At 60.7% G+C, this 17,311-nt stretch carries 19 protein-coding genes; 12 read left to right on the plus strand and 7 right to left on the minus strand.

The window, feature by feature from the left end:
- Nucleotides 1-1,098, plus strand: coding sequence for an extracellular solute-binding protein (locus tag ACA055_RS13360; RefSeq protein ID WP_497684064.1), 1,098 nt, complete (start codon nucleotides 1-3; stop codon nucleotides 1,096-1,098).
- Between the two features lie 142 nt (nucleotides 1,099-1,240).
- Here ACA055_RS13360 and ACA055_RS13365 read toward each other — a convergent pair whose 3' ends face one another.
- From ACA055_RS13365 to ACA055_RS13380, 4 genes are all read right to left on the minus strand, one after another.
- Nucleotides 1,241-1,858: a DNA-3-methyladenine glycosylase family protein gene (locus ACA055_RS13365; protein ID WP_497684065.1), complete on the minus strand. Its 618-nt coding sequence runs from the start codon at nucleotides 1,856-1,858 to the stop codon at nucleotides 1,241-1,243.
- A 4-nt stretch (nucleotides 1,859-1,862) separates the two neighbouring features.
- The gene (locus tag ACA055_RS13370; protein ID WP_497684066.1) at nucleotides 1,863-2,675 is read right to left on the minus strand and encodes an isocitrate lyase/PEP mutase family protein; all 813 of its coding nucleotides are present in this window, start codon (nucleotides 2,673-2,675) and stop codon (nucleotides 1,863-1,865) included.
- A 38-nt stretch (nucleotides 2,676-2,713) separates the two neighbouring features.
- Entirely contained in the window at nucleotides 2,714-3,796 is a 1,083-nt protein-coding gene (locus ACA055_RS13375; RefSeq protein ID WP_497684067.1) for a bifunctional transcriptional activator/DNA repair enzyme AdaA, read from the minus strand.
- A 168-nt stretch (nucleotides 3,797-3,964) separates the two neighbouring features.
- Complete coding sequence (locus ACA055_RS13380; protein ID WP_497684068.1) at nucleotides 3,965-4,585, minus strand: LysE family translocator; 621 nt, start codon at nucleotides 4,583-4,585, stop codon at nucleotides 3,965-3,967.
- Between the two features lie 220 nt (nucleotides 4,586-4,805).
- Between ACA055_RS13380 and ACA055_RS13385 the strand changes: the two genes are divergently transcribed.
- From ACA055_RS13385 to ACA055_RS13400, 4 genes are all read left to right on the plus strand, one after another.
- A complete protein-coding gene (locus tag ACA055_RS13385; protein WP_497684069.1) occupies nucleotides 4,806-5,777 on the plus strand; it encodes a Bug family tripartite tricarboxylate transporter substrate binding protein in 972 nt (323 codons plus the stop codon).
- Nucleotides 5,774-6,268, plus strand: coding sequence for a tripartite tricarboxylate transporter TctB family protein (locus tag ACA055_RS13390; protein WP_497684070.1), 495 nt, complete (start codon nucleotides 5,774-5,776; stop codon nucleotides 6,266-6,268). The genes ACA055_RS13385 and ACA055_RS13390 overlap by 4 nt, the downstream gene beginning before the upstream one ends.
- Nucleotides 6,269-6,293: 25 nt before the next feature.
- A complete protein-coding gene (locus ACA055_RS13395; RefSeq protein WP_497684071.1) occupies nucleotides 6,294-7,802 on the plus strand; it encodes a tripartite tricarboxylate transporter permease in 1,509 nt (502 codons plus the stop codon).
- Between the two features lie 148 nt (nucleotides 7,803-7,950).
- Nucleotides 7,951-8,538 carry a LysE family translocator gene (locus tag ACA055_RS13400; RefSeq protein WP_497684072.1) on the plus strand — a complete coding sequence of 196 codons (588 nt, stop codon included), beginning with the start codon at nucleotides 7,951-7,953 and terminating at the stop codon, nucleotides 8,536-8,538.
- Nucleotides 8,539-8,544: 6 nt separating this feature from the next.
- On the opposite strand, the gene ACA055_RS13405 is transcribed toward ACA055_RS13400, so the two are convergent.
- A complete protein-coding gene (locus ACA055_RS13405; protein WP_497684073.1) occupies nucleotides 8,545-9,378 on the minus strand; it encodes an AraC family ligand binding domain-containing protein in 834 nt (277 codons plus the stop codon).
- A 33-nt stretch (nucleotides 9,379-9,411) separates the two neighbouring features.
- Nucleotides 9,412-9,915: a VOC family protein gene (locus tag ACA055_RS13410; protein WP_497684074.1), complete on the minus strand. Its 504-nt coding sequence runs from the start codon at nucleotides 9,913-9,915 to the stop codon at nucleotides 9,412-9,414.
- A gap of 368 nt (nucleotides 9,916-10,283) precedes the next feature.
- On the opposite strand from ACA055_RS13410, the gene ACA055_RS13415 reads away from it, so the two are divergent.
- The 6 genes from ACA055_RS13415 (at nucleotide 10,284) to ACA055_RS13440 (ending at nucleotide 15,789) form a co-directional block, all read left to right on the plus strand.
- Nucleotides 10,284-10,532 (plus strand): transmembrane sensor/regulator PpyR, encoded by a 249-nt coding sequence (locus ACA055_RS13415; RefSeq protein WP_497684075.1) that lies wholly within the window; start codon nucleotides 10,284-10,286, stop codon nucleotides 10,530-10,532.
- Nucleotides 10,532-11,686, plus strand: a complete 1,155-nt coding sequence (locus ACA055_RS13420; RefSeq protein ID WP_497684076.1) for an NnrS family protein — start codon at nucleotides 10,532-10,534, stop codon at nucleotides 11,684-11,686. The genes ACA055_RS13415 and ACA055_RS13420 overlap by 1 nt, the downstream gene beginning before the upstream one ends.
- Before the next feature lie 184 nt (nucleotides 11,687-11,870).
- Nucleotides 11,871-12,326, plus strand: coding sequence for a (2Fe-2S)-binding protein (locus tag ACA055_RS13425; protein ID WP_166220744.1), 456 nt, complete (start codon nucleotides 11,871-11,873; stop codon nucleotides 12,324-12,326).
- 25 nt (nucleotides 12,327-12,351) lie between these two features.
- Nucleotides 12,352-14,520: a xanthine dehydrogenase family protein molybdopterin-binding subunit gene (locus ACA055_RS13430; RefSeq protein ID WP_497684077.1), complete on the plus strand. Its 2,169-nt coding sequence runs from the start codon at nucleotides 12,352-12,354 to the stop codon at nucleotides 14,518-14,520.
- 1 nt (nucleotide 14,521) lies between these two features.
- Nucleotides 14,522-15,100, plus strand: coding sequence for a hypothetical protein (locus ACA055_RS13435; RefSeq protein WP_497684078.1), 579 nt, complete (start codon nucleotides 14,522-14,524; stop codon nucleotides 15,098-15,100).
- Nucleotides 15,101-15,174: 74 nt separating this feature from the next.
- The gene (locus tag ACA055_RS13440; RefSeq protein ID WP_497684079.1) at nucleotides 15,175-15,789 is read left to right on the plus strand and encodes a GGDEF domain-containing protein; all 615 of its coding nucleotides are present in this window, start codon (nucleotides 15,175-15,177) and stop codon (nucleotides 15,787-15,789) included.
- A 22-nt stretch (nucleotides 15,790-15,811) separates the two neighbouring features.
- Here the strand turns inward: ACA055_RS13440 and ACA055_RS13445 are convergent, their stop codons facing one another.
- Nucleotides 15,812-16,237 carry a VOC family protein gene (locus ACA055_RS13445; protein WP_497684080.1) on the minus strand — a complete coding sequence of 142 codons (426 nt, stop codon included), beginning with the start codon at nucleotides 16,235-16,237 and terminating at the stop codon, nucleotides 15,812-15,814.
- Between the two features lie 113 nt (nucleotides 16,238-16,350).
- Between ACA055_RS13445 and ACA055_RS13450 the strand changes: the two genes are divergently transcribed.
- Nucleotides 16,351-17,211, plus strand: coding sequence for a LysR family transcriptional regulator (locus ACA055_RS13450; protein ID WP_497684081.1), 861 nt, complete (start codon nucleotides 16,351-16,353; stop codon nucleotides 17,209-17,211).
- The last annotated feature ends 100 nt before the right edge of the window (nucleotides 17,212-17,311 follow it).

The following is a 17,311-nucleotide window of genomic DNA, read 5'->3' on the forward strand; positions in this document are numbered from 1 at the left end:
ATGGGCCTGCACAAACTGACGAAAGCGTTATTGCTGGTGCTTGCACCCTTGTGTGTGCAGGCTGCCGACTCCGCCAAACCGGTGGTGAACCTGTATATCTGGGGCGAGTACCTGGCCCCGGATACCCTGACCGATTTCGAGAAGAAAACCGGCATCCATGTGGTGGTCGATCACTTCGACTCCCTGGAAACCGTGGAGACCAAATTGCTCACCGGCCGCAGCGGTTATGACCTGGTGCTGACCGCCGGGCAGCATCTGTCCCGGGCGATCCAGAGCGGTGCAATCCAGACCGTGGACAAGCAGCAATTGCCGCATTTCGCTGGCGTCGGCGAGGAATTCCGCCAGCACATGGCAGTGTTCGATCCGGGCAATCGCTATGCCGGGATTTACGCCTGGGGCACCACGGGTGTCGGGTATCAGCAGGAGGCGATCAAACGACGCCTGCCCGACGCGCCAACCGACAGTTGGGCGATGTTGTTCGATCCGGCGGTGGTGTCGAAATTCGCCGATTGCGGGGTCAGCCTGCTTAACGATCCCAACGAAGTGTTCGCCGCCGTCATGAAGTACATGGGGCTGGACATCAACCGCCAGAACCTCGACGACCTGAAACTGGCCGAACAGCAACTGGCGAAGATTCGGCCCTACATCCGCTACTTCGACAACGATCTGAACATCAGCGACCTGGCCAATGGCAACACCTGCGTCGCCATGTCCTGGAACGGCAACGTGGCCATCGCCGCCGGGCAGGCTGCGGCGGCGAACAAGCCGTACACCTTGAGTTACCGGATACCGAAAGAGGGCACGTTGATCTGGTTCGATGCCATGGTCATTCCCAAGGATGCGCCGCATCCGCAGGCGGGGCTGGCGTTGATGGACTACCTGATGACGCCGCAGGTGATTGCGCCGATCACGGACACCATTCACTACGCCAACGCGATTACGGCGGCGGATGCCTTGATTGACCCGGCGATTCGCAATGATCCGGGGACCTATCCGTCGGCTGAGGTGCGGGCTTCGTTGTACAGCAAGAATGACAATGGCAAGGCATTCAACCGGGCGTTGATTCGGGCGTTCAGTCGGTTGAAATCCGGGTTGTGATCGGCTTTGGGTGATGTGTTTACCCTGCGACCGCCATCGCGAGCAAGCTCGCTCCCACAGTGGATCTCCAGTGAACGCAGATTCTGTGCTCGACGATGATCCCTGTGGGAGCGGGCTTGCTCGCGAAGAACGATAACGCGGTCTACTTGCCCGTCAACCGCCACAAATACCAGGAGGCCACCGTCCGGTAAGGACTCCACGGCAACCCGATCTCGATCATCTGCTTTCGCGTCGGCTGCACCTCCAGCCCCTTGAGCCGTCGATACCCCTCACGCACCCCGAAATCATCGGCCGGCAAGATATCCGGCCGCTCCAGGCTGTAGATCAACAGCATCTCCACGGTCCAGCGACCCACGCCACGCAAGGTGATCAATCGTTCGATCAACGCCTCATCGTCCATGGCCAACGCCGTGGCGTAATCCGGTACGACGCCGTCCAGAGCAGCCTGGGCGATTCCTTGAATGGTGGCGATCTTGCTGGCGGAAAACCCGCAACTGCGCATCCGGTCAAAGTCGGTGGCGACAATCTGCTCAGGCCTCGGGAACCCGCCCGAAGGGAACAATGCCAGCAGCCGACCGACAATCGCATCCCCGGCCCGGGCGTGCAATTGCTGGTAGGCAATCGCCCGCACCAGCGACTCATAAGGATCGCGAGCCGCATGAGGTTGGTGCAGGCAGGGACCAATGGCGGCGATGTGGCGACGCCAATCCTCATCGATGGACGATAGAAACTCGGTCGCGGGCAAATAGCGGTCGGGCATGGGGTCAAGGTTTCCCGGTCGGCATCAACAAGGCATTCACTTGGCCATAAGTGAAGGCCTTGAGGTCATGACTGTCGAGTTTCCCGGTTTCCAGAAAGCTTTTGGCCAGGCCCGCCATGGCGCCATAGAGAAATTCGGCGATGCCGGAACCGGCGCTCAAGCGGCGCACGCCGAGGGCTTGCAACGCTTCAGGCGACGGCAGGCCCGGGAGCCCGAGCACATTCACCGGCAACGTGGTGCCTTGGCAGAGCGCGGCAATCTCGTACTCCGCGGTGACGCCCGCCGCGAACAATCCATCGGCACCGGCCGCCTGGTACACAGCGGCGCGCTTGAGCGTTTCGGCCACGCGGTCTTCGGCGGGCACCAGACTCTTGAGGTACACATCGCTGCGCGCATTGATGAACAACTTCACGTTGCGTCGATCGGCGACCTGACGAGCCATCTCGATCTTGCGCGCCAGCAGCTCGGGCGGGGAGGCACCGTCTTCGATATTGATCCCGACAGCGCCGGCGGCGATTACCGCATCAATCACTTCTGCAACCCGTGTCAGGTCATCGGAGTAACCGGCCTCGATGTCCACGGTCAGCGGCACCCTGATGACCCGGGCGATGGACTCGACTGTCGACACCAGCCGCTCAAGGGGCAGGGTATTGCCATCCGGATAGCCGTGAACCCAGGCCACTGCCGCACTGCTGGTAGCAACGGCCTTGCTGCCCAGTTGCTCCACCAGTCGCGCTCCGGCGGCATCGGCGACGTTGGTGAGGATCAGCAGGCCTTCCTGGTGCAATTGGTGGAACGGGTTGTCGAGTCTGTTCATCGAGTCCTTCCTTATGACCTGTTCAAAAAACGGTTTGATCAGAATGCAAGTTGGCGGGTGACCTGGACTGCGGCATTTTCCAGTCTGAGCAAAAACGCCTTGCGCGGTTGTCCACCACCATAGCCCGTCAATGAACCGTCTGCACCGATCACTCGGTGGCAGGGAAGGACAATCGAAAGGCGGTTGTGCCCGTTGGCCAGACCCACCGCGCGACTGGCGCCGGGCTTGCCCAACTGTGCGGCAATAGTCCCGTAGGTGCTGGTTTGGCCGTACGGGATTTTCGCCAGTTCAGCCCAGACCTGGCGGGCGAACTCACTGCCGGGCAGGTGTAGCGAAACGGTGAATTCGGTGAGTTTGCCGGCGAAGTACTGCGCCAGTTCCTCTTCGATTTGCTGCAAGTGGCCGTTATGCCCGGGGGCGACGGCATAGCCATAGCGGTTTTGCAGTTCCTCGACTTCCCGGGTCAGTGCCGGTCGGTCGAGAAATTCCAGCAGCACCAGTCCACGGCGCTCGGCCATGGCAATCATCGGCCCCAGCGGCGTGGTCAGGCGGGTGAATAGCAGCGGCTCGCTGTTGGCGGCGCGACCGGGGGTGATGTGGAAAGATTTTTGAAACGCATCGCGAAATCCGCTGAGGGATTCATAGCCCGAGTCGAACGCTGCGTGGTCGATGGAATCGCCTTGTTTGATCCCGCCCAGCGCCATGCCCAGGCGCCGGGTACGTAACCACGCGTGAAAGGTCATGCCGAAATGCTGCTTGAACCAGCGGCGCAGCTTCAGCGGCTCGATGCCCTCGGCCAGCAAGTGGGCGTCAGTCCAGCGCAGGTCGGGATCGGCGTCCACGGTCTTGAGCAGCTTCTGGACCCAGTCAGGTGCGATGGCCGCGGCGTCCAACGGCTTGCAGCGCAGGCAGGCCCGATAACCCGCGGACATGCACTCGTCGGCGTGGGCGAAGAACTCGACGTTCTCCGGTTTCGGCTTGCGCGCCGTGCAGCTGGGGCGGCAGAAGATGCCGGTGGTTTTGACCGCGGTAAAGAACACCCCCTCGTAGGCGGTGTCTCGTTCGAGCATGGCGCGAACCATCTCGGCGTGGGGCGGAAGCAAAGCGTTTTGTAGGTTCATGGGCTGAGCATAAGGCGCGTCGTCCAACGCCTCCACCGGAAAATCGACAGAGAATTCCAGCCACACCGCAAACCCATGTGGGAGAGGGCTTGCTCGCGAAAGCGGTTTGTCAGTCACATCCATGTTGGATGTGAGTCAGCCTTCGCGAGCAAGCCCGCTTCCACATTTTTATGCGCGGCGCGCCATCAGCAGCACTGAAGCCGCCGCCGACAGCAATCCGGCGCAGCAGCGGTTGAATATCCGTTTGCCCCGAGGTTCGGCGAACCAGCGACGCATGTGCAGGCCCATATAGGCATAGGCGCCGATGGCGATCCATTCGAGCATCAGGAACAGCGCGCCCAACACCGCGAATTGCGGCGTTACCGCGCGGGTCGAGTCGACGAACTGGGGCAGGAACGCAGTGAAGATCAGAATCGCTTTCGGGTTGCCGGCCGCCACCAGGAACTCCTGCCGCGCCAACACCAGCATTCCCACCGGCGCCCCCGCCACCACGTTTTCCGCTCCGGGATCGGCACGCCACAATTGCCAGGCGAGATAGAACAGGTACGCCGCGCCCAGAATCTTGATCCCGTAGAACAGCAACTCCGACGTTTGCAGCACCACCGCCAGCCCCGCCGACGCAAGCGCAATCATCCCGGCAAACGCCAGCAACCGACCGATGCCGGCCACGCACGCCGTGCGATAGCCATAGCGGGTCGAGTTGCTGACGGACAGCAAATTATTCGGGCCGGGCGCCATGTTCAGGGCGAAGCAGGCGGGCAGAAAGAGGGTAAGGGTGGCGATGTCCATGACCGGGCTCCTGGTGCGAGAGCCGTATTTTTATCACGGATGGCGAGCGGTTTTACCCATACAGCGGCGCGCGCAAGTCGCCGTACACTTGCCCCTGTCACGTCGAAAAACCGAACTATGGCCTACGCTTGTTCACAGACGCAGGTTCAGGGAGCAGGAAAGGCTCCTGACCGCCATCAATCGGCACCCATAAAAAAACAAAAGTATCGGGAGACAACTCATGCAGGCCTTGTTCCGTCGATTCCACCGCTCCATTGCCGTTGCGATTACCACTGCCGCGCTTGCGACACCTGCCTTTGCGCTGGATACCGTCAAAATCATGGCCCCAGGCTCGGTCGGTGGCGGTTATGACCAGACCGCACGCGTGCTGGGTAAAGCCTTGATCGAGGCCAAAGCGGCAAAATCCACCACCTTCGAGAATAAGGGCGGGGCAGGCGGGACGCTGGGGCTGGCGCAGTTTGCCAACAGCACCAAGGGCGATCCGAACGCGCTACTGGTTGTCGGCGCGATCATGGTCGCGGGCATTGAACAGAACAAACCGCAAATCAGCCTGAAAGATGTAACGCCGATTGCCCGCCTCTTTACCGAATACAACGTGCTTGCCGTACGCAAGGAGTCCGAGTTCAAAACCTTGGAGGACTTGCTGAAAGCCTTCAAGGACAAGCCGACCAGCATCACCTGGGGCGGTGGCTCCAAGGGCTCGATCGATCACATTGGCATCGCCGACCTGGCCAGCAAGATGGGTATACCCGTCAACAAGGTGAACTACGTCGCTTTCGCCGGAGGGGGTGAAGTGGTTGCCCAGGCTTTGGGTGGTTCGATCAAGGTGATCACGGGCGGTTATGCCGAGCTGGGCCAATACATCAGAAACGGCCAGTTCCGGGTACTCGCCATTGGCGCGCCGGAGCGCGTTGAAGGCATTGATGCACCGACCCTCAAGGAGAAAGACTACGACGTCACAATCGGCAATTGGCGCGGTGTTTATGGCGCAGCGAACCTTACGCCCGAGCAGCGCAAAGAAGTGATCGATGCCGTCGTGGCTGCCTCCAACAGCAAAGTCTGGAAAGAAAATATCGACACCAACAAATGGTCACCCAACGTCCTGACCGGCGATGAGTTCGGCAAGTTCGTCGACGAAGAGCACGTGCGACTGCGCGCGATGCTGGTCGAGGTCGGGTTGATCGCGAAATGAATCATCCTCGCAAGATTGTGCCGGTGCAACTGGCGATCGGCGTGGGTGTGATTGCCATCAGTGCAGTGTTGGCAGTCGGTGCCTTTCGGTTTCCCCCTGAAATGGGGTTCGTCATTCTCGGCGCCCACGTCTATCCCTATGGCGTCGCGGCTTTCCTGGGCGTCGTGGGCATTCTGCTGAGCTATCAGGCGCTCACCGGTGGTTTCCGCGAACTGGCAGACCACACTGACGAGTCAGCCCAAGCGTTACCCGGCGGTAAAGCCGGTGCGGCTTGGGTGACTGCCGGTCTGGTGGGGGTGGCCTTGCTGATTAACCTCATCGGCTTCGTACTGGCGGCGGCGCTGTTGTTTGTCTGTTCGGCACGGGGTTTCGGCAGTCGTCGTCCGGTGCGGGACCTGGCCATCGGCATTGCCTTGACCCTGCCGATTTACTGGCTGTTCAACGCCGGGCTCGGGGTTTCCCTTCCGCCCCTGATCAACGCCTGGATCTGACCCTGGGCCAAAGGAGATAAACACGGTGGAAATTCTCTCAAGCCTGGCAGTCGGTTTTTCCGCCGCGCTGACGCCGATCAATTTGATGTGGGGGTTCATCGGTTGTTTGCTCGGCACCGCCATCGGTGTCTTGCCGGGCATCGGGCCGGCGCTGACGGTGGCCTTGCTGCTGCCGATTACCGCCAAAGTCGATCCCACCGGGGCTCTGATCATGTTCGCCGGGATCTATTACGGCGCACAGTTTGGTGGCTCCACGACCTCGATCTTGCTCAATACTCCCGGAGAATCGTCGTCCATGGTCACGGCCCTGGAAGGCAATCTCATGGCCCGCAACGGACGGGCAGGCCCGGCCCTGGCGACGGCCGCGATCGGCTCGTTCGTGGCCGGGACCATCGCGACAGTGCTGCTGACCCTGTTTGCCCCGATCGTGGCGACGCTGGCACTGAAATTTGGTCCTGCGGAGTACTTCGCGATCCTGGTGCTGTCGTTCACCACGGTGTCGGCGGTGCTCGGCGCTTCGATGCTGCGCGGTTTTGTTTCGTTGGGGATTGGACTGACCATTGGTTTGATTGGCCTGGACTCGACCTCGGGCATTGCGCGATACACATTGGGCGTGCCGGAAATGGTTGACGGCATTGAAGTCGTGCTCGTGGCGGTCGGTCTGTTTGCCGTGGGCGAGGCCTTGTACAGCCTGCTGTATCAAAAAGAGGAAGCGGTCGGCCGGCATCGGTTGACGTCGATGTGGATGACGCGCTCGGACTGGAAACGATCGATTCCCGCCTGGTTGCGGGGAACGGTGATCGGGTTCCCGTTCGGTTCCATTCCGGCCGGTGGCGCGGAAATTCCGACATTTTTGTCCTATTCCGCCGAACGCAAACTGAGCAAGTACCCCAAGGAATTTGCGGGCAACAAGGGCGAAGGGGCGATCGAGGGAGTTGCCGGCCCCGAGGCTGCTAACAACGCGAGCGCGACGGGTTCTTTGGTGCCCCTGCTGACCCTCGGCATCCCGACGTCCGCCACCGCGGCGATTCTGTTGGCGGCGTTCCAGAACTACAACCTGCAACCGGGGCCAATGCTGTTCCAGACGTCGGGCGACCTGGTCTGGACCCTCGTTGCCTCGCTGTACATTGGTAACGTCATCCTGCTGGTGTTGAACCTGCCGCTGGTGGGGCTCTGGGTCAAGCTTCTGGAAATCCCCCGACCGTACCTGAACGCCGGCATCCTGGTGTTTGCCACCATCGGCGTGTACGGCATGCGACATTCTTCCTTCGACCTGCTGCTGATGCTCGCCATCGGCTGGGGCGGGGTGCTGATGCGTCGCTTTGATTTCCCGGTCGCGCCCGTGATCGTGGGCATGCTGCTGGGCCCGATGGCCGAAAAACAACTGCGTAACGCCTTGTCCATCAGCGAGGGCGACTGGATGATATTTTTGACGCAGCCCATTTCGGCCGCGTTCCTGGCACTGACGCTGCTGGTGCTGCTGGTTCCTCACCTGCTTCACGCTCGGGGCATCAAATTGCACGAGGATGATTGAGCGGGCAGACCGTTGAAAAAGCCCGCTCCCACAGGTTCGTCACCTGAATGGGGCCGCATCAATCGCATTGGGCAGTTTTCTTCAATACGCAGGGGCAGGGTGCTCTTTACCTTGAGCACTGAGTCCACTGAATTGAAGAAGGTATGCGATGAGTCTGATTATCTCCATGGCAGCGTTTGCGTTGGCGGCTTCGATAACGCCGGGGCCGGTGAATATTGTCGCGCTGAGCTCGGGGGCACGGTTCGGTTTCCGCGCCAGTCAACGGCATGTGGCCGGTGCAACGCTGGGCTTTGTCTTGCTGCTGGTGTTGATGGGGTTGGGGCTGCATGAGCTGTTGCAGCTGTGGCCGGCGCTGACGAAGGTGGTGCAGTGGGCAGGCGTGGCGTTCTTGTTGTACATGGCCTTCAAACTGGCTGCCGACAACGGCCATCTCGATGCCAAGGCGTCAGGCCGGGCACCGTCGATGCTGTACGGCGCGGTGATGCAATGGCTCAACCCGAAAGCCTGGCTGGCCTGTGTGGCGGGAATGGGCGCGTTCGTCGCCGACGGCGAGGCGCGTCTGGTCTGGCAGTTTGCCGCGGTGTATCTGGTGATCTGCTATGTGTCCGTCGGCTGCTGGGCCTATGCCGGGACCTTCTTGCGCGGCTACCTGAACAATCCGGCGGGCATGCGGTTGTTCAATCGGATCATGGCGTTGTTGCTGGCGGTGAGCGCGGTGTACCTGCTACTGCCATGACCTTAATCAACCGCGATACTGCCCCGGTGTCGCGGCCAGGTGCTGTTTGAACGCCCGTTGAAAATGCGCCTGATCGGCAAACCCCGCTTCCAGCGCCACATCGGCGATGAGCTTGCCGCTGCGCAGTTGGTCCTGGGCAAACTGAATACGCCGGTTGACCAGAAACGCGTGGGGCGTCATGCCGTAATGCTGTTTGAACGCGCGAATCAGGTAGGACGGCGACAGCTGCGCCGCCTCGCAAATGTCTTCGAGCTTGAGCATGTGCGTGCAGTTATCGCGGATGTAATCAGCGGCCCGCTCCAGTTTGAAATTGGGCTCGCGCAACGGTTGATCGCTTGGGTTGAGTCGCTGCTGCACCTCGGTGAAAAACTCCACCGCTGCGCTGTGTTTACACAACACGTCTTGCTGGTGATCGACCAGAACTTCGTACAAACCCTTCAAGCCGTCAAACAGCCCGGCGTCGCCGGTGTGGGTGATGGAAAACCGGCGAAACGCCAGATCGTGGCTGAACCCGAGCTGATGCTGCAAATCGGTGAGCCAGGACGCATCGACGTACAGCATCAAGTACGACCAGGGTTGGTCGTCGATCGGGTTGCAGGCGTGGACATCGCCAGGGTTCATCAGCACGACGGTGCCGGCGCTGACCTGAAACTCCGATTGCTCGTGGATATAGGTACTGCGACCGGCCGTGATCGCGCCAATGGAAAAATGCTCGTGGGAGTGCCGGGTGTAGCAGACCTCGCGCCCGTCGGCGATGGAGCGGGCTTCGATGAAGGGCAGGGCGTCGTCGCGCCAGAAGCGTGGAGCCTTGTCAGCGTCTTTGGCAACGGAGTGCTTCATGGTCGATCCTCGGCAGGTCAGCTTCGGAGTGTATTAGCTCTCGCCGTCAAAGGCTTGTTGCAGCTTGGCGATATCGAGTTTTTTCATCTGCAACATCGCCGACATGGCGCGCTGGGATTTCGTCGTGTCGGGATCTTTCATCATGTCCATCAGGGCCACCGGTACGATCTGCCAGGACACGCCGAACTTGTCCTTGAGCCAGCCGCATTGCTGCGCCTCGACGGGGCCGCCAGCCGACAGACGCCCCCAGAAGTGGTCGACCTCTTCCTGCGTGTGGCAATTGACCTGGAACGAGATGGCCTCGTTGAACTTGAATACCGGGCCTCCATTGAGACCGGTGAAGCTTTGCCCGTCGAGTTCGAAACTGACCGTCATCACCGAGCCGTCGGGTCGACCGTGAATCTCCTGACCCGCCTTGCCGTAGTGAGTGGTGGCGGTGATTTTCGAATGATCGAAGATCGCGCAGTAAAACTTCGCAGCGTCTTCGGCCTGATCGTCAAACCACAGGCAGGGCGTGAGTTTTTGAACGCGGTGCATGGTGATGCTCCTCTGCGGATTGCGCATGTCGGACTTTCAGCTTAGTCAGCCCGTTGTCGTCTGGCAGTGCCGTAGATCGACAAACACCGCGCCATACCACAGGCAAATGTGGGAGCGGGCTTGCTCGCGAAAGCTGACTCACATTCAACATTGATGTTGACTGACAAACCGCCTGCGCGAGCAAGCCCGCTCCCACATTAGCGCGCGCGTGCAGTCATTACGACTTCAATAATGGTCATAAAGACTCTTTCCGATATGAGTCGATATGACTCCTTAATCACGAGGGCCTTGATTTACAAGGACTCAAGACCTGGCACGAGACTTGATACCTCCCCAGTACCACTGAACTGCTTTGGGAGTACCGAAAAATGTTCGATTTCTTCAGCAATCCTCGCAACGTTCTACGTTTGTCGAGCGAAGTACTCATCTTCGGCCTGGCGATGCTGTTGGCCGGGATCTACGGCGCTTATCTCTACAACGGCCATTTATCGATCATCGCGCAGGTGTCGCTGCATGCCATGACCATCATCGGGCCAACCCTGCTCAAAATCGGCTACGTCATGCGCCTGTTGTCCCAGCATCGATTGGGTAAAAGCCTGGTCCGGGTGTCGGCCTGATGCGTCGGCTGGCCGCAGCGCCGCTCTTCAGCCTCGGGTTTCGTCCCTTCTTTCTGCTGGGGGCCGGGTTCGCCGCAATAACCGTCGCGATCTGGGCGCTGTGGTTGTACGGCCGACTGCCTGGCGCACAACCGGTTGGCGGCATGTTGGCCTGGCATCGGCATGAAATGCCATTCGGTTTTGCCACGGCGATCATCGCCGGATTTCTGCTGACGGCCGTGCCGAACTGGACCGGGCGTCCGGGCCTCAACGGCTGGCCCTTGATCGGTCTGTTACTGGTGTGGCTGGTGGCGCGACTGGCTTGGTTGATGCCGATTCCGGCGCAAGCATTACTGGTGTTGCAACTGCCTTTTCTACCGTTGCTGGCGTGGGTGCTGGGACGGGACCTGGTCGCCGCTGGAAAACGTGACAACTATCCGATTCTGCTGATGGTCGCGTTGTTGGCCGGATGCCAGGCCATGACGCTGTGGGGCTTGTCGACCGACGACCTTGACCTTCAACGACGGGGTGTACTGGCGGCGTTGTGGTTGGTGGGCGCGCTGATGAGTGTGATTGGCGGTCGGGTGATCCCATTCTTCATTCAGCGTGGCTTGAATCGTCCTGCCGCGCCCGCCGCGCATCCGCTGCCAACCCGCGTGCTGCTGGTTGGCGGATTGTTGGCGGCAGTGTCTTTTGCTGCTGGCCTGAATAACGTCCCCAGGCTTTGGCTGGCAGTGTTATTCGGGCTGATGGGTGTGCTGCACCTGCTGCGCTTGTGGCGCTGGCACGATCGCGGAATCTGGCGCGTGCCGCTGCTCTGGTCGCTGTATGTGGCTTATGCCTGGCTCGTGGTGGCGGCATTGGCCATGGCGCTGTGGCACGCCGGCCTGATGCCGCAACAAAGCCTGGCGACTCATTCACTGGCGGTGGGCGGCATCGGCGGGTTGATTCTGGCAATGATTGCGCGGGTCAGCCTGGGTCATACCGGTCGCGTGTTGCAACCAGCAAAATGGGTGGTTCTGGCGTTCGCCTTATTGTTGGCCGCCGGTGTCTGCCGCGTGCTGCTCGTGCCTTTTTCCGGCGTCGGGCTGGGACTGTCGGCACTGCTCTGGTGTGCCGCTTTCGGATTGTTTCTCACGCGTTATACCGGCATCTTGCTCAAGCCGAGGGTCTAGCGTACGGGATCAGTCTCGTCACAAAAGGCCGCCCATCGAGGCGGCCTTTGTGTGACCGGTGGTCGATGAACATGGCCGGCAGGGCAAATTGCGCTTAGCTGTAGGGATAACCCGAGGCGCGCGTAGGCTCTGAACCACTACAGCGACGCCCCTTCAGAACACCGTGAGTCTGAGGAACGTTGTCATGCTGACCTTGAACATCAATGGCAAGGACCAGGAGCTGGATGTCCCCGCTGACATGCCACTGCTCTGGGTCTTGCGCGATGTCGCGCACCTGACCGGCACCAAATTCGGTTGCGGCATGGCCCAATGCGGGGCCTGCACCGTGCACGTCGACGGCGCGCCGTTACGCGCTTGCATCACCCCCGCCACGGCCGTGGCCCATGGGCAGAAAATTCTCACCATCGAAGGGCTGTCCAGCGACGGCTCGCACCCGGTGCAGCAAGCCTGGGCCGAACTCGATGTGGTCCAGTGCGGGTACTGCCAGTCCGGGCAAATCATGTCCGCGGCGGCCTTGCTGGCGAAGATCCCCAAACCCACCGACAGCGACATCGATCAGGCACTGTCCGGCAACATCTGCCGCTGCGGTACCTATCCAAGGATTCGTGCCGCGGTTAAACGCGCCGCCGAAATCGGTTGATGCCACGTCGACGGGAGGCTTCGCAATGAACCGCATCAATCCGTTATCGCGCCGTGGTTTTCTCAAGGGCAGCGCCCTGTTGGGCGGTGGGCTGGTGGTGGCATTTGTCATCCCCGGCGCGCATCGCTTTGCCATGGGCGCCGAGAATCAAGGCAACGTGTTCGCGCCCAATGCGTTCCTGCGGATCGGCAATGACAACAGCGTCACCGTGCTGCTCGGCCATTCGGAGATGGGGCAGGGCATCTGGACCGGCCTGACCATGCTGATCGCCGAAGAACTGGACGCCGACTGGTCGAAAATCCGTGTCGAACATGCACCTGCCTCGGCGGCTGATTATGGGCTGGCCGGGTTTGGCGGGATGCAGATTACCGGTGGCTCGACCTCGACCTGGGCGGAGTTCGATCGCTACCGCCAGGCCGGTGCTGCAGCGCGCTTGATGTTGATCGACGCGGCGGCCAAGCGCTTCAACGTAGCGCCGTCGGAGATTCGCACCGAATCGGGCGTAGTCATTGCCGGTGACAAACAGGCCACGTACGGCGAACTGGCCGATGACGCCGGCAAGCTGCCGGTCCCGGCCCCGGCTTCGATCAAACTCAAGGAGTCCAAGGACTGGAAGCTGATCGGCAAACCCACCAAACGCCTCGACACTCCGGAGAAAATCACCGGCCGAGCCAAGTTCGGCATGGACGTGCAGTTCGACGGCTTGATGACCGCCATGGTCGCCCGTTCGCCGGTGTTCGGCGGCAGCGTCAAATCCTTCGAAGGCGCCGAGGCGCTGGCGATACCGGGCGTGCATAAAGTGGTGCAGGTGCCCACGGGCGTTGCGGTGATCGCCGATCATTATTGGGCGGCGAAGCTGGGCCGCGATGCGCTGAAGGTCGATTGGGACCCGGGGCCGAACGCCGGGCTCGACAGTCAGAAGCTGCTGGAGAGCTTCCGCGCTCTCGCCGCCACCCCTGGCACCTCGGCCAGCAAGGCCGGTGATACGGAGGCGACGCTGGGCAAAGCGCTGAAAACCGTCGATGTCGAATACAGCGTGCCGTACCTGGCCCACGCGCCGATGGAACCGCTCAATTGCACGGTGAGCATTACCAAGGACAAATGCGAGATCTGGACCGGCACCCAGTTCCAGACCCTGGATCAAATGATCGCGGGGAAGATCACCGGGCTCAAACCCGAGCAGGTGCAGATTCATACCGAGTTCTTGGGCGGTGGCTTTGGACGTCGGGCCAATCCGACCTCGGATTTTGTCGCTGAAGCCGTGGAAGTCGCCAAGGCAGCGGGTGGGCCGGTGAAAACCGTCTGGTCCCGGGAGGACGACATCCGCGGCGGTTACTACCGTTCGGCGTTCCTCCACCAGGCACGCATCGGGCTCAATGCCGGTGGCCTGCCGATCGCCTGGAAGCATGTCATGGTCGGACAGTCGATTATGGCGGGCACGTCTTTCGAGGCGATGATGGTCAAGAATGGTGTCGACAAGACTTCTGTCGAAGGGGTGGCTGACAGTCCTTATCTTGCGAAACTGGCCAATCACCAGGTTGATCTGCATTCGCCGAAAACCGGTATCAGCGTGCTCTGGTTGCGTTCGGTCGGGCATACCCACACCGCGTTCGTGATGGAGTCGCTGATTGACGAACTGGCCGAAGCGGCGGGCAAGGACCCGGTGGAATACCGGCGAACCTTGCTCAAGGACCATCCGCGACACTTGGGTGTGCTGAACCTGGCCATCGAAAAAGCCAACTGGAAGGCGCCACTGCCCGACGGCCACGCACTGGGCGTCGCGGTGCATGAATCGTTCGGCAGTTACGTGGCCCAGGTCGCCGAAGTGTCCCAGGACAACCTGGCAATCCGGGTCCACCGGGTGGTGTGTGCGGTGGATTGCGGCATTGCGGTCAACCCGATGAGCATCGCCGCGCAAATGGAATCGGCCATCACCTTCGGCCTCGGATTCACCTTGCACAGCAAACTGACCTTCAAGGACGGGAAGGTGGTGCAGTCCAATTATCACGACTATCAAGTATTGCGGCTGAACGAGATGCCGGTGGTCGAAGTGCATATCGTGCCCAGCAGCGCCAAACCCGGCGGCATCGGCGAGGCCGGTGTGCCGCCCACGGCGCCGGCAGTGGCCAATGCGGTGTTTGCCTTGACCGGGCAGCGCTTGCGGGAACTGCCGCTGCAACTGTCGGGGGTGTGAAATGAAACGACATCTGATACTTGGCGCGGTGGTGTTGATCGGCCTGGCCGGCTACGCCTCGGACCTGTTCGCTGACGATAAGGCCGCAGTGAAGGCTTTCGAGACCGTGCAGAAAGTCTTCCAGAGCCCGCGTTGCCAGAATTGCCACATCCCTGGCGATTCGCCGTTGCAGTTCGACGCCGGAATCCCCCACGCGATGAATGTGATGCGCGGCCTGGACGGCAAAGGCGCCGCCGGTTTGCCCTGTTCCACATGCCACGCCGAAAGCAATCCACCGGCCAGCTACGGCGCTAACACCCCACCAGGCGCGCCGCACTGGAGCCTGCCGCCAGCGGCGCACAAAATGGCCTGGATCGGCCTGCCCGCCGACCAGTTATGCGCCATGATCAAGGACCGCGCCGCCAATGGCGATCGTGATTTCGCGGCGCTGATCAAGCATGTCAGCGACGACAAACTGGTGCTTTGGGGCTGGAATCCGGGTGTTGGACGAGCGCCGGTACCGGTGCCCCACGACATCTTTGTCACCCAGTTCAAGCTTTGGGCGGATGCCGGAGGGCCGTGTCCCGTAGCGGGGATCTGACCAACGGCAAGGTTTACAGGAGTCAAACCGGGTATGGGCGCCTCTAACGTACATACCCATCACAGGAGTGAGTAATGTTGTTTCCCGGCAAACCGGTCAAACCCGGCCCTTGCGCAGACAGCTTGCGCGGGCTTAATGTCCTTGACACCCCTGTGCAAGAGCGCGAATGGTTTCGCGAGCAGGCACGCCAGTTTGAACAACAGCTGATGGCAGTGGAGATGGCGAGCATGGATGAGTTGACATTGTTGACCAATCTCCACGGCTTTCTTGTCCTGGCCCAGCTGTGGCTGGACACCTTGCAGCATCTGGAAAAACCAGCGAGCCTGTTGTTCTTCGACCTTGATTCCTTCAAGCGTATCAACGAGTTGTACGGCCGTGCGGAAGGCGACGATGCCCTGAAAACCTTTGCTGACGTGCTGCGGATCGCCTTTCGCGAGAGCGATGTCGTCGGACGGGTGGGCGGCGATGAGTTCGCCGTGTTGCTGACCGGCTCAACTGCCGTGGAAGTCGCCGGCATCAGGGCGCGGCTCGAAGAGATGCTCGACGAGCGCAACGCCACGGTGCATCGCTGTTACGACATTCGCTTCAGCATCGATCAGGTCGAGTTCAATCCCCGCCTTCACAAAACGGTGGAGGGCCTGATGACAGCTGTTGAGCGGGCGCGTAATCAGGGGGCGGTCGAGTTTTAAGTCGTTGCCCTGCGCGCGTTGATCATTTGGCAAACAGCTGGCCGATGTCCTTGAATGCCTTGAACTCAAGGGCGTTGCCGCAAGGATCGAAGAGAAACATCGTCGCTTGCTCGCCCACCATCCCTTGAAAACGAATCCCCGGTTCAATCACGAACCGCGTGCCCAGTGATTGCAGGCGCTCAGCCAGCGCTTCCCATTCGGCCATCCCCAGTACCACCCCGAAATGCGGCACCGGCACGTCATGACCGTCGACGGCATTGGTGTGGGCGGCTTCCTGGGAGGCGTGCTTCGGTGCCAGGTGAATGACCAGTTGATGGCCGAAAAAGTTGAAATCGACCCAATGATCGCTGGAGCGACCTTCTTCCAGACCGAACACTTCGCGATAGAAATGCCGAGCGGCTGGCAGGTCGTAGACCGGGATGGCCAAGTGAAAAGGGGAAAGCGACATCAGGCGTACCTCAGCGGTTTATAGGTTCAGGCTGAGTTTAGTCCTGTGCTTTTTGATTGAAAGACGATAATTTTTGCAGCGAGCACGAATTATTTCGATCAATCGAGGACCGTATGCTACGGGAACTGAAAACCTTCATCGCCGTGACGCGCTACGGCACGTTCGCCGCCGCCGGGATGCACATCGGCCTGACCCAATCGGCGGTCAGTGCGCAGATTCGTAATCTGGAACAGGCCCTGGGCATTCGTCTGTTCGATCGCACCGGACGCCAGGCGCTGCTTAATGCGGCGGGGCAGCGGGCGTTGCCGATGGCCAGGGACATGCTGGAGATCTTCAGTCGCATGGCGGTCAGCGATGACGTCAGCGAATACCGTGGTGATTTGAAGATCGGCGCGGTGGCCACCGTCCAGACCGGGCTGCTGCCCCAGGCGTTGGTGCGACTACGGCAACAGGCCCCGCTGCTGGAACCGAAACTTGTGCCAGGCGTGTCGCTGAATCTGTTGAGTCAGGTCGATACCGGCGAAGTGGATCTGGCGCTCCTGATCAAGCCGCCATTCGATTTGCCCAAGGAACTCTCGGCGCAAGTGATTCGCCGGGAGCCATTCGTGCTGATCGTGCCCGCCGACATTGAAGGCGATGACCCGTTGCAGCTGCTGGCAGGCCATCCCCATGTGCGCTACGACCGCAATTCGTTCGGCGGACGCCTGGTGACGCGGTTTTTGCGCGAACAACGGATCGACGTGCACGTTGCGTTGGAACTGGATGAACTGGAAGCCATCGTGAAAATGGTCGAGTGCGGATTGGGAGTGTCGCTGCTACCCGAGGCGGGGCTCTGGCTTGAGCATGGCGCGAAGGTCAGGATCATCCCGTTGGGCGAGTTGACGTTCTACCGCGAGATTGTGTTGTTGCAGCGTTACAGTCAGCGCACACAGCCGATTCAACAGTTGTTTGCGAAGTGTCTGGACACTCATTAACCCTGTGGGAGTGGGCTTGCTCGCGAATGCGGTTGATCATTCAACATTGATGTCGACTGGCACGCCGCTTTCGCGAGCAAGCCCGCTCCCACATTAAATC

The organism is Pseudomonas sp. LBUM1657, assembly GCF_059716075.1.